Origin of the sequence: Methylocystis sp. IM3 (assembly GCF_038070105.1) — a bacterium.
Lineage (GTDB): Bacteria > Pseudomonadota > Alphaproteobacteria > Rhizobiales > Beijerinckiaceae > Methylocystis.
The window spans coordinates 1,079,892-1,090,780 of the sequence record NZ_JBBPBZ010000002.1; the positions used below are offsets into that span (position 1 = coordinate 1,079,892).

Annotated in this window: 12 protein-coding genes and 1 other RNA gene; 7 read left to right on the top strand and 6 right to left on the bottom strand. The window is 66.3% G+C overall.

The annotated features are described in order from the left end of the window. Positions 1–5: 5 nt before the first annotated feature. Both minD and minE read left to right on the top strand, forming a co-directional pair. Positions 6–821, top strand: coding sequence for a septum site-determining protein MinD (gene minD / locus WOC76_RS07105; RefSeq protein WP_341108005.1), 816 nt, complete (start codon positions 6–8; stop codon positions 819–821). Then, the gene (gene minE, locus WOC76_RS07110; RefSeq protein WP_341108004.1) at positions 818–1,105 is read left to right on the top strand and encodes a cell division topological specificity factor MinE; all 288 of its coding nucleotides are present in this window, start codon (positions 818–820) and stop codon (positions 1,103–1,105) included. Before minD ends, minE begins: the two co-directional genes overlap by 4 nt. Positions 1,106–1,257: 152 nt before the next feature. Here the strand turns inward: minE and WOC76_RS07115 are convergent, their stop codons facing one another. The 3 genes from WOC76_RS07115 to WOC76_RS07125 all read right to left on the bottom strand — a co-directional run bounded on the left by WOC76_RS07115 (position 1,258) and on the right by WOC76_RS07125 (position 3,990). Beyond that, positions 1,258–1,824, bottom strand: a complete 567-nt coding sequence (locus tag WOC76_RS07115) for an HPF/RaiA family ribosome-associated protein (RefSeq protein ID WP_341108003.1) — start codon at positions 1,822–1,824, stop codon at positions 1,258–1,260. Between the two features lie 109 nt (positions 1,825–1,933). Beyond that, complete coding sequence (locus WOC76_RS07120; protein WP_341108002.1) at positions 1,934–3,139, bottom strand: aminotransferase class V-fold PLP-dependent enzyme; 1,206 nt, start codon at positions 3,137–3,139, stop codon at positions 1,934–1,936. Continuing rightward, positions 3,136–3,990, bottom strand: a complete 855-nt coding sequence (locus WOC76_RS07125; protein ID WP_341108000.1) for a tryptophan 2,3-dioxygenase — start codon at positions 3,988–3,990, stop codon at positions 3,136–3,138. The genes WOC76_RS07120 and WOC76_RS07125 overlap by 4 nt, the downstream gene beginning before the upstream one ends. Positions 3,991–4,204: 214 nt before the next feature. Here WOC76_RS07125 and WOC76_RS07130 point away from each other — a divergent pair, with 214 nt between their 5' ends. Continuing rightward, positions 4,205–4,483, top strand: a complete 279-nt coding sequence (locus tag WOC76_RS07130; RefSeq protein ID WP_341387800.1) for a DUF6496 domain-containing protein — start codon at positions 4,205–4,207, stop codon at positions 4,481–4,483. 42 nt (positions 4,484–4,525) lie between these two features. Here WOC76_RS07130 and WOC76_RS07135 read toward each other — a convergent pair whose 3' ends face one another. Continuing rightward, positions 4,526–5,107, bottom strand: coding sequence for a hypothetical protein (locus WOC76_RS07135; protein ID WP_341107997.1), 582 nt, complete (start codon positions 5,105–5,107; stop codon positions 4,526–4,528). Between the two features lie 94 nt (positions 5,108–5,201). After that, positions 5,202–7,448, bottom strand: a complete 2,247-nt coding sequence (locus WOC76_RS07140) for a primosomal protein N' (protein ID WP_341431345.1) — start codon at positions 7,446–7,448, stop codon at positions 5,202–5,204. 98 nt (positions 7,449–7,546) lie between these two features. Here WOC76_RS07140 and WOC76_RS07145 point away from each other — a divergent pair, with 98 nt between their 5' ends. Next, the gene (locus tag WOC76_RS07145) at positions 7,547–8,092 is read left to right on the top strand and encodes a hypothetical protein (RefSeq protein WP_341107996.1); all 546 of its coding nucleotides are present in this window, start codon (positions 7,547–7,549) and stop codon (positions 8,090–8,092) included. Here WOC76_RS07145 and WOC76_RS07150 read toward each other — a convergent pair. Beyond that, a complete protein-coding gene (locus WOC76_RS07150) occupies positions 8,089–8,550 on the bottom strand; it encodes a hypothetical protein (RefSeq protein WP_341107995.1) in 462 nt (153 codons plus the stop codon). The genes WOC76_RS07145 and WOC76_RS07150 overlap by 4 nt on opposite strands. A gap of 149 nt (positions 8,551–8,699) precedes the next feature. On the opposite strand from WOC76_RS07150, the gene rnpB reads away from it, so the two are divergent. The 3 genes from rnpB to ftsL all read left to right on the top strand — a co-directional run bounded on the left by rnpB (position 8,700) and on the right by ftsL (position 10,866). Continuing rightward, an RNA gene (rnpB, locus tag WOC76_RS07155) (RNase P RNA component class A) lies at positions 8,700–9,090 on the top strand. A gap of 255 nt (positions 9,091–9,345) precedes the next feature. Further along, complete coding sequence (gene rsmH / locus WOC76_RS07160; RefSeq protein WP_341107994.1) at positions 9,346–10,386, top strand: 16S rRNA (cytosine(1402)-N(4))-methyltransferase RsmH; 1,041 nt, start codon at positions 9,346–9,348, stop codon at positions 10,384–10,386. After that, positions 10,387–10,866, top strand: a complete 480-nt coding sequence (gene ftsL, locus WOC76_RS07165) for a cell division protein FtsL (RefSeq protein ID WP_341107992.1) — start codon at positions 10,387–10,389, stop codon at positions 10,864–10,866. The last annotated feature ends 23 nt before the right edge of the window (positions 10,867–10,889 follow it).

A 10,889-nucleotide genomic window follows, 5' to 3' on the forward strand; every position in this document is an offset into this window, starting at 1 on the left:
TGAAAATGACCAAAATCGTAGTGGTCACCTCGGGTAAGGGCGGCGTCGGGAAGACGACGTCGACGGCCGCGCTCGGCGCGGCGCTCGCCCAACAGGGCAAAAAGGTCGCCGTCGTCGATTTCGACGTGGGCCTGCGAAATCTCGATCTCGTCATGGGCGCCGAGCGGCGCGTCGTCTATGATCTGATCAATGTCGCGCAAGGCGATGCGAAACTCCACCAGGCGCTCATTCGCGACAAGCGGCTGCCCAATCTTTTCCTTCTGCCGGCCTCGCAGACGCGCGACAAGGACGCCCTCACCGAAGAGGGCGTGCGCGCCGTGATTGGCGAGTTGCGCGAGAAGTTCGACTGGGTTCTTTGCGATAGCCCGGCAGGTATCGAGCGCGGCGCCACCCTCGCCATGCGCTTTGCCGACGTTGCAATCGTGGTCGCCAACCCCGAAGTTTCATCTGTGCGCGACTCTGATCGCATCATCGGCCTGCTCGACGCCAAGACCGAGCAGGCTGAAAAGGGCGAGCGCATGGCGAAGCATCTTCTGCTGACGCGCTATGACGCCGGCCGCGCCGGCCGGGGCGAGATGCTGAGCGTCGATGACGTTCTCGAAATTCTCTCCATCCCCCTCATCGGCATCGTGCCCGAGAGCGAAGAGGTGCTGCGCGCCTCCAACATGGGCTCCCCGGTTGTGCTCCACAATGCGATGAGCGCGCCCGCGCGGGCCTATGCCGATGCGGCGCAGAGGCTTTGCGGCGGCGACGTGCCCATGAATATTCCAAGCGACAGGAAGAGCCTCCTCGGCCGCCTGTTCGGCAGGAGGGCGGCATGAATCTCTTCCGCATCTTCAACCGCGGGGCCTCTGCGCCCATTGCGCGGGAGCGTCTCCAGATCCTCCTGGCGCATGAACGCAGCTCCTCCAGCAAGCCGGACCTTCTCGCGGTCCTTCACAAGGAAGTGCTCGCGGCGATCTCCAAGCACGTCGCCGTGGAGCCCGACAAGGTGGAGGTGAAAGTCCACCGGAAAGACGAAATGTCCGTACTGGAGATCGGCATCGAGATCGATGGGGAGGCCATGACATTCCCCGCGGCCGTCACGGACGACCGGGCGGCCTGAAATCTCACGAGCAGCCTCTTGGCCGCGCAGGCGAGCATCGGCGACGTCGACGCAATCGCCTGCGCAAATCCTGGGACGACGTCCCTCTCGCAGAGCCGCTCGCGCCGCGGATGGCGACATCGAGCGGCGCCGCGCGCGTTGACCCTCCGGGTCTATTCCGGGGCCTGCTCGGCAAGGGGCGTCACGCGGCTGGCCTGCGGCCCCTTCGCGCCCTCCTCCTCCTTGAAACGCACGCGAAGTCCGGGCTTCAGATGGTCGAATCCCGAATCCTGGACGCTGTTTCGATGAAAGTAGATTTCCCGGCCATCGGCGCTTTCGAGAAAGCCGTAGCCATCCTCGCGCATGAGCCTTCTGATGACGCCTGAAGACATGTCCTCGTGTTGCTTCACCTTTCCGCGCATGCGTCCGACCTGGTCTTGCAACTGACGCACGGCGCGGTCGAATGCGTCTCCGAGGGCGAATTCGAACCGTTGGAAACGCTCGTCCTGATGGGGCGTTCGCTCGACGGCGACTTCGCGTTCGTCGGGCAGCGCGAGATGGATGTTAATTTCATAGAGGCCGCCGGTGTGATGATGGCCGCCCGGCGCCTTGACGACGATCCGGCAGGCGGTCATCCGCCCGTAACGGTCCTCGAGCCGTTCGATATGCCGTATGATTTCGTCGCGGAAGCTGGCCGAAGGCTCCATTCCCTGAAAATCGATTTGCGGCTCAGTTTTCATGTGGCGACTCCTTCCTGACGCGATGAAGCCAGAACGACTGACAAGCTCCAGAGGCTGTTTGTTGCTTGCGCGAAAATCCTATCCTCTTTCGCAGGCGGCGGCTTCGTCCTTAACGTCGCACCACGCCGGCGATACGCCTGGCGGCCTCGCAAAGTTCCCGAGAAGAATTCAAAATATCGGGACAGAAGCGGAGGAAGCCTTCGCGGGCGTCGGCGATTATGCCTTCCGCCCCAAGACGATCGACAATGGACGCAGCCCCCGAATGGGGAATCGCGACGAATGCGCCGCGCGGTTGCTCTGGGGCGAAACAGGCGACCCTATGCTTGCTCAGCTCGGCCAGAAAGAGACTCTGTTGCGTCAGGCAATAGGCGCGCAACCGCTCCACGCCGATCACCAAGGCAAATTCCAGCCCTGCGCGCGCCTGATAGAACGGCAGGATTGCCGGCGTCGACTCGAGCCAGCCATCTCCGCCTTGCGCAAAGCGCGTGGCGCCCGCCCGTTCGAAGCCGAATGGCGCGGCGACAGCGAACCAGCCCGTATCGAGGGTTCTCGGCTCTTCGTCGAGGCGCCGCGGATGCACATAGAGCCACGCGGCGCCCGGGCCGCCTCTGAGATATTTATAACAGCCGCCGACGGCGTAATCGACGTCGAGGGCGCCGACGTCGACCGGAAGGGCGCCGGCTGCGTGATAAAGATCGAGCAGGATCTCGACCCCGCACGCCCTTGCGACGTCGATGACGGCCGCGATGTCGGCAAAAAACTGCCCCGTATCGTAGAATACCAGCGAGAGAACGAGCAGGTCTGGGCGCGCTTCGAGCGCAGCGATAAAATCATTTGGTCGATAGAGCCGGCGCGCGTCCGGGCCTACCCAGTCGATTTGAATGCGTCCGCGTCCCTCATAGGCCTTCAGGATCACGTCGATCGAGTTGAACTCGCTACGGGAGGCGATCACGCGCAGGGGTCTGTCGCGCCTGTTCAGGACGGCGCGCAAGCCCTGACCCGCGCTTGCCTTGGGAATGATGCAATGCGCGCCCGCCGCATGGATCAGCGCGGCGACGCGCTGGCGAAAGCCGAGCGTCTCGGCCTGCCATCCCTCCCAGGCGCCGTCGAGATGTGAATACCAGAGGCCGAGTCCCTCGCGCACATCGTCTTCCGTGCGGTCCAGCGGGCGGCCGAGCGAATGATTTGCAAGATAGATTGAGTCACCGCCTTTGCGCAGAACGCGTGAGAACAACGGGTCGATGTGTTCGCGCAGATCATTTTCCTGCAAGGGGCGATCGCCCAGGGTGGCGACAGACGCATTCATAGAGCTCATGGCTCAGCGCCGATGGCGGTTCTGAGGTCGAGCAATTCGGGAAAGAAGGCGCGGTCGACGATTTTCTTCAAAAAGGCGACGCCCGATGATCCGCCGGTGCCGGGCTTATAGCCGATGATGCGCTCGACCGTCTTCATATGGCGAAAGCGCCAGAGCTGATAGTGTTCGTCTATATCGACCAGTTTTTCGCATAAGGCGTATTCCTTCCAATAGGCTTCCGGCTCAGCGTAGATGCATGCGAACACCTTGACGAGTTCGGCGTTGCGTTGATGCGGCCTGCTCCAGTCGCGTTCGATGCAGGATCGCGGCACGGGATGTCCGCATCTGCCGAGATGACGCAGAAACTCATCATAAAGGGTTGGGCGCTCGAGTTCCGCCTGCAGTTCGCGTCGCGCTGGCTCATCATGCGCATAAAGCGCAAGAATTTCGGCCTGCTTGTTGCCAAGGATGAACTCGATCAGGCGAAACTGGCGGGACTGGAGGCCCGACGCGGGTCCCAGTAAATGCCTGAACTGGACGTATTCGCTCGGGGTCAGCGTTTCGAGAACCGCCCATTGTTCGAATAATTGTCTTTGTGTCGCTTTCACGCGCGACAGTATTTTTTCGCATGGCTCGATGTCGTCGACGCAAATATGTTCACGAGCGGCCCGCAGCTCATGGAGCACGAGCTTGAACCACAGTTCAGCGACCTGATGCATGATGATGAACAGCATCTCGTCATGATGCGCTGAAAGCGGACGCTGCGCGCTCAGGACTTGGTCGAGCCTCAGATAGCTCGCATAATCCATCTTGCCCGCGAGATCGCTATGGATCCCCGGTTCGAGATTGTCCAATTGTCGAAATGGGGCCAAGGCGGCCTCCAAAGGCGCATCGAAGCGGAAACGATATTGGAGATGGTAGAGCGCAGCCGCGCAAAGCGAAGCGGGGAGCGAGCTTTTTTGTGTGAGCGCAGCCTCGGCGGCGCCTGGGAGATTTTCCGGGCTCTACGCGGCGTGGCGCTTCTCGTGATCCGGCGCCGCGCCATTTCTGAGGGACTCCCTTCAGGAATGACGGAGCCGTTTTATCGTGCCAAAAGAAACCAGGGAACAGAAGGAAACGATCCACCGCGTCATGCACGAGTACAAGCATGGCGAGTTGCGGACAGGGCGGGCGGGAGCCAAGGTGAAGAATCCGCGGCAGGCCATGGCCATCGCCTTGCACGAAGCCGGCGCCACGAAGCAGGAACCCCCCGCAAAGAACAGGGAGAACCTGAGGAAAACGAAGGAAAAGGAGCGCAAGGGAGACACAGCCGAGGCTGAAGCCGAGGGCAAGGAAGCCCAGGACCGCACCTTGCGGGACGAATGAATAGCAAGACCAGCGGGCTGGCGGACGGCGGGGCCGCCCGCGTCAATGGGTGTCCCGGGCGATTTTCGGCTGGTCCGCCTCGATCACGAAGCCGCGCTGGGGCGACCGCATGCCTTGCTCGAGGGCAGCGAGCGCGTTGCGCTTCGCCTTTGGCAAATCGGCTCTCGCGACGGACACGAAATCGGACGCGCTGTGGGGACAGGCGCGGCTTCCCTTGAAGACCACGATCGCGCCGTCGGTTACGACGCTATCGCCGGCGCGTAACGTTTCGTCTCGGAGATAGGCGCTCGAACTGTCGAGCTTGACGGGACCGGCCGTATCGCAGAGCGCGGCCTTCTGGGGTCGCGAGCCAGCGACATAGGGACCGTGGCCTGCATCGCCGCCGTCGCCTGGCTCCTTCGCCGCTCGCTGGAGCCTGTGCTCATCGAGCGGCCGAATGGAGAAATTGCGCACCGCCCTTCGAGCAGCTTTCATCCGAACAGGGGCGGGCTGCGGGGCGCCGTCGCCGCCAAAAAGATCGTCCAGAAAATCCGCTCGTGCGGGCGCGCCGGAGACAAGTATGACGGAGAAGACCGCGAGACAGCCGGCGCCGCTCAAAAGCCTGTAAAGAAGCTGGACGCGCACGACCAACGCCTCGCAAACACCATTTGAAACTAACTAATCCATTAACACGACAATATGACTCCGATCAAGCTAAGCTTACTGTAAAGCATTAGCTTCACATGAAGCTTTGGGGATCGACGTCGATCTGTACGCGCACGCCGCCGCTTGGTTTCGGCGCCGCGGCGATGAGATCGCGCAGAAAGCCCTGCACATCGGCGCCGCGCGGCGCCTTGACGAGCAGGCGGTAGCGAAAGCGCCCGCGGATGAAGGCGATCGGCGCTTCGGCGGGGCCGAGCAGCAGCGTGTCGTCGGCATCCGGCAAGCCGCCCGGCGCGGCGACGCGATAACGCGGCGTCGGCGCAAGATCGTGGGCGGCGCGCGCGAGCGCGCGGGCGTGGGCCTCCGCGGCCGCGGCGTCCTTGCCGGAGACGATGAGCGCGGCGAGGCGGCCGAAAGGCGGCAGGCCCGCGCGCTCGCGCAGCGCGATTTCTTGTGCATAGAATTTCTCGGCGTCGCCCGAGAGCAGCGCCGCGATGACGGGGTGATCCGGCTGATGCGTCTGGATCAGCGCGCGCCCCGACCTCTCGCCGCGTCCCGCGCGTCCCGTCACCTGATTGAGTAATTGGAAGGTGCGCTCGGCGGCGCGCGGGTCGCCGCTACCCAGACCGAGATCGGCGTCCACCACGCCGACAAGGGTGAGCTGAGGAAAATTGTGGCCCTTGGCGACGAGCTGCGTCCCGATCACGATGTCGAAGGCGCCTTTGGCGATTTCGTCGAGTTCGCGTCGCAGCCTCTCGGCGCCGCCGGGGAAATCCGACGAGAGAACCAGAATCCGCGCGTCCGGAAAAAGCGTCGCCGCTTCTTCGGCGAGGCGTTCGACGCCGGGGCCGCAGGCGGAAAGAGAGTCGGTCGCGTGGCATTCAGGGCATGTATCGGGACGCCGCTCGACATGGCCGCAATGGTGACAGACGAGGGCGCGGCGGAAGCGATGCTCGACGAGCCAGGCGTCGCATTGCCGGCAGCGGAAGCGATGGCCGCAGTCGTGACAGAGCGTGAGCGGCGCATAGCCGCGGCGATTGAGAAAGAGCAGCGCCTGCTCGCCGCGCGCAAGGGTTTCGCCAATGGCGAGGGCGAGGCGCGGCGCGATCCAGCGCCCGCGCGGCGGCCCTTCTTTGCGCATGTCGATCGGGTCGAGAAGCGGCATCGTGCGCGCGCCGGCGCGTGCGTGGAGGCGAAGATGGCCGTAGCGCCCGCGCATCGCGTTGACGCGCGTTTCGATCGAGGGCGTCGCGGAGGCGAGAACGATGGTCGCCTCTTCGAAGCGCGCGCGCACCACCGCCATGTCGCGGGCGTGATAGGAGGCGCCGTCATCCTGCTTGTAGGCGCCCTCATGCTCTTCGTCGACGACGATCAGCCGCAGATCGTTGAACGGCAGAAACAGGGCGGAGCGCGCGCCCGCGACGACCTTGACCTCCCCCGTCGCCGCCGCGCGCCAGATACGTGCGCGCTTCCTGGGGCTCACGCCGGAGTGCCACTCCGCCGGCTTCTCGCCGAAACGCGCCGCGAAACGCTCGAGAAATTGCGCGGTCAACGCAATCTCCGGCATCATCACCAGAGCCTGCCCGCCCTCCTTCAGCGCGGCGGCGACCGCCTCGAAATAGACCTCCGTCTTTCCCGAGCCGGTGACGCCTTCGAGGAGGAAAGGCGCGTAAGTCCTGCGGCGCACCGCCTCGACGAGCGTTTCCGCCGCCTCGCCTTGCGCGGGCTCGAGGCGCGGCGCGGCGAAATCGGGATCGAGCGGGCGCGCCACAGGCTCCGGGGCCGCCGCGACGGCGACGAGCGCGCCCTCGTCGACGAGGGCGTCGATGACGCCCGCCGTGCAGGCGGCGGCCTCGGCGAGCGCTTTTTTCGAGAAGGCCATGCCGCCTTCCGCCGCCGCCAGCACGCGCGCGCGGGTGGGGGTGAGGCGGCCGGGGGGCTCGCCGGTGGCGCGATAGAGCGTGCGGGGCGCTTCCGGAGCGGCCTCCTCGGCCGCGCGGGTCGCGAGCCGCAGCGCCATGCCGCGCGGCGTCAGCGTGTAGCGCGCCAGCCAGTCGATGAAGTCGCGGAGTTTGCGGGGCAGCGGCGGCCGATCGAGCCGCGCGGCGACCGTTTTGAGATTCGACGGCGCGGCGGCGGGCGTTTCCTCGACCGACCAGACGACGCCATAGGCTTCGCGCCGGCCGAGCGGGATTTTGACGCTGTCGCCGGGCCGAAGCGCAAGGGCGGCGGGCGCGAGATAGCTGTAGGTCGTATCGACGGCGACGGGCGCCAGCACATCGACGACCCGCGCCCCCTTCGATTGATCCGGCGCCGCGCTCATGGGGGCGGGCTTAAAGCATAAAGCGACGCGCCGGAAGCGGCGGAACGAAGGGCGCCGCGCGCGGTTGCATCTGCCACGGAAGGCGGCCGGAGGCTCCTATGGAAAAGGCAAGGGACGGGAACTGGACAGATATCGGCCGGTCGGCGGCGGTGACGGGCGTGGTGGCGGCGCTCGCGACCTCCGCCGCGCTCGCCGCTCTCGCGAAGATCGACGGGAAAGGAGCGCTTCAGCCGATGAACGCCACGAGCCACTGGCTCAATGGCGATCCCGCGGCCAATGTCGAGTTGCCGACCGCGCGCCATACGCTGGTCGGCTTCCTCACGCATGTGGCGTCGGCGATTTTCTGGGCCGCGCCCTTCGAGGCCTGGCTCGCGGCCAATCCGCCGCGCTCCTTCTCCACCCTGCTGCGCGACTCGGCGGCCATGGCGGGAATCGCCGCCGCGATCGACTACGGCGCGACGCCCAGGCGTTTCACGCCGGGCTGGGAGCTCCTGTTCAGCAAGGCGGAACTGCCCGTTCCCTATCTCGCCTTCACCCTCGGTCTCGCGGGGGGCGCGATGGCGTCCGCGCGCCTGAGGGACCCGGCGCGGTTGAAATGGAGAGGGACGAGCCCCCTCCGTCTGTTGCGCGCCATTCGGGCTTAGGGGCAGGCGTCCCAGAAGCCGGCGCGGCGCGAGGCGTCGGTGTAGTACCAGCACAGGCCCGGGGCCGGCGCGGCGGAAGTCGCATAGGCGGCCGCAGCGGCCGCGCCCAGGAACCCGAGCGCCGCCCCCGCGGCGATGGCGCCGCCGGGACGCCAGCCGTAATGCGGACGACGCCATCCGCCCCAATAGCCGCCATGGAAGCCGGGCCGCACGGCATGGCCGGGCCGATAGGCCGGCGGGCGGATATGGGCCGGCGGGCGATGCACGGGCGGGCGGACATGCGCCGGCGGCCGTACATGGCCGCCGCCTGGCCTGCCGCCGTGGTATTGGATCTGTGTCGGTTGAGCCGCCGTCTCGGGCGCAGGCGCGGCGGGCAGAGCGAGGACGTCCGCCGTCTGGCTCAGAATGATCGCGCCAACTGTCGCAGCCGCGCAGAAGCGCACACAGAACCTTTTCATGGCATTGCCTCCTTCCGGCCCGCATGAGATTTGGCCGCTTTCCCCTCATGCGCCATGCGCTGCGGGAGGCCAAGCGCCTGCATGCTCATTTCGGGCGCCCGTGGATGCGGCTTGACCTTCCGCGTCCGGCTCCCTATCCCTCGTGACAGCCAGTCGGCCGGACGGCCGCTGCGTCATGCAGAGGAAAGTCCGGGCTCCACGGAGACACGGCGCCGGATAACGTCCGGCGGGGGCGACCCCAGGGAAAGCGCCACAGAAAGTAAACCGCCGGGCTTTGGCCCGGCAAGGGTGAAAGGGTGCGGTAAGAGCGCACCGCCTGGGCGGCAACGCTCAGGGCATGGCAAGCCCCGCCGGGAGCAAAACCGAATAGGGGCGACCGAGAGCCTGGCGACAGGCTTTCAACCCGTCTCCGGGATGTCGCCCGGGTTGGTTGCTCGAGGCGGTCGGCGACGACCGTCCCAGAGGAATGGCCGTCACGCGCGTTTCGCGGGCAACTGCGGGCGCGCCATACAGAACCCGGCTTACAGGCCGGCTGGCTCTCGCTTTTTTGTCCGGGACAGGACGCGCGCGGCGCGCCTGCGTAAACGCTCCCTTAAGACTAACAAAGCTTAATGGCTTCTGGCGCCTTTGTGCAGGCGCTGCGGCGCGCCGCCGCTTAGAGCCCATTTTGAACAGACGATGGCCCGCCAGACAATTTTGCCGCGACGCTCCCCCACCGCGACACGGGCCGGCGAAGGCCTTGCGGCGGCGCGGCGCGTCGGGCGGGCCGCAAGAACAAATGCGAGGATGAGCGCGATGGGCGGCGACAGAGGCGCGGACCTCGACCCCGCGGCGGGCGGATCCGTCCGGCATGTGCCGGTGTTGCTCGAGGAGGCGGTCGCGGCGCTGCGCCCGCGCGACGGCGGCCGCTACCTCGACGCGACCTTCGGCGCGGGCGGCTATACGCGCGCCCTTCTCGCCGCCGCCGATACGAAAGTGCTGGCCCTCGATCGCGACCCGACGGCGATTGCCGCCGGCGCCGATCTGGTGGCGGAGGCGGCTGGCCGCCTGACCCTCGTCGAGGCGCGTTTCTCGGAGCTCGAAACGGTCGCGACGTCGCAGGGCTTCGCGCCGCTCGACGGCGCCGTCTTCGACATCGGCGTCTCCTCGATGCAGTTCGACGAGGCCGAGCGCGGCTTTTCTTTTCGCGGCGACGGCCCGCTCGACATGCGCATGGAGGGCAAAGGCGTCAGCGCCGCCGAGATCGTGAACGAGGCGGATGAAGAGACGCTCGCCGATATTCTCTATTTCTACGGCGAGGAGCGCGCCGCCCGCCGCATCGCGCGCGCCATCGCCCACGACCGCAAGCTTGCGCCTTTTCTCTCGACGAAGCCGCTCGCCGAGATGATCGCCCGCGTCGCGCCCGGCCGGCCCGGCGACATCCACCCCGCGACGAAAAGCTTTCAGGCTTTGCGCATCGCGGTCAACGACGAGCTCGGCCAATTGCTCGACGGTCTCGCGGCCGCCGAGCGCGTGCTGGCGGAAGGCGGGCGCCTCGCCGTCGTCACCTTTCATTCGCTCGAAGACCGGATCGTGAAGCAGTTTCTCTCGGAGCGGTGCGGGCGGGGCGAGACGGGGTCGCGCCGTCTTCCCGGCGAGCGCGCGCCGCCGCCGCCGAGCTTCGTCTGCGAGGGGCGGCAACCCGTCGCGCCGACGCAGGAGGAGACGGCGGCCAATCCGCGCGCCCGTTCCGCCAAGCTGCGCCATGGGACGCGCACCGCTGCGCCGCCCTTTCCTTTGACCGACAAACTCGTGCGGCTCGTCCGGCTTCCGGCGCGCGACAAGGGAAAAGCCTAAATGATCCGGCTCCTCAACATCGTTGCGATCAGCGCGCTCGTCGGCTCGGCCGTCTACGCCTATACGATCAAATATCAGACGAGCTACCGGGCCGAGCAGATCGCCAAGACCAAGCTCGAAATCAAGGCCGAGCGCGACGCCATCGCCGTATTGCGGGCGGATTGGGCCTATATGACGCGGCCCGAACGATTGCAGCCGCTCGCGGATCAATATCTGCCCGACATGAAGCCGCTTCAGGTGACGCAGCTCGTCCCGGCGCAGGCGTTGCCGCAAAAGACGCGCACGGACTCGATCGGGGCCAAGCTCAGCGAGATCGGCCTCAGCGTGTCGGCGACGCCACCCGCAATCCCGGCCGCGCCGACGACCACGCCGAAATCCGAACCGGCGAAGGCGAAAAGCGCGACGCCGAAAGTGACGAACGCCGCCCGGGCGCCGAACGCCGGCCCGTCCGCTTCGAGCCAGGAGCCGAAAAAGCCATGACCGAGCCCTCGCGCAAGCCAGAG